Source organism: Flavobacterium sp. RSSB_23 (assembly GCF_051547145.1).
In the GTDB taxonomy this organism is placed as follows: domain Bacteria; phylum Bacteroidota; class Bacteroidia; order Flavobacteriales; family Flavobacteriaceae; genus Flavobacterium.
This window is the reverse complement of record NZ_JBPTTO010000055.1, coordinates 1-531: the sequence shown is the minus strand read 5'-3', so window position 1 is coordinate 531 and position 531 is coordinate 1. Positions and strand designations below refer to the sequence as shown.

Sequence of the window (531 nt, the reverse complement as noted above, 5' to 3'; positions counted from 1 at the left end):
TTTGAAACTAAATCTTCTTACTCGGTTCGTGTAAGCACTTTTGATGGTACTTCTACTTTTGAAAAAGCCTTTACTATTTCAATTAATGATTTAAACGAAGCGCCAACGGATATAACGTTATCTGCTGCTGCGATTGATGAAAATGTAGCGGCCAATTCAACTGTTGGAGCACTTTCTACAACCGATTTAGATACTAGCTCGTTTACGTATGCTCTTGTTGCTGGAACTGGAGATACCGATAATGCTGCCTTTAGCATTTCAGGTTCTGATTTGAAAATTACTGCGAGTCCTGATTTTGAAACTAAATCCTCTTACTCGGTTCGTGTTCGAACTTTCGATGGTACTTCTACTTTTGAAAAAGCATTTACTATTTCAATTAATGATTTGAACGAAGCGCCAACAGATATTACGCTGTCTGCTTCTGCAATTGATGAAAATGTAGCGGCTAACTCCACTGTTGGAACTTTGTCTTCAACCGATGTAGATACTAGTTCGTTTACATATTCTTTAGTAAGTGGAACTGGTGATACC

1 protein-coding gene is annotated in these 531 nt (G+C 37.9%); it reads left to right on the top strand.

What is annotated here, in order from left to right; genetic code table 11:
• On the top strand, positions 1-531 hold a 531-nt coding region (locus ACSVH9_RS16345; protein ID WP_438064634.1), incomplete at both ends, for a cadherin repeat domain-containing protein.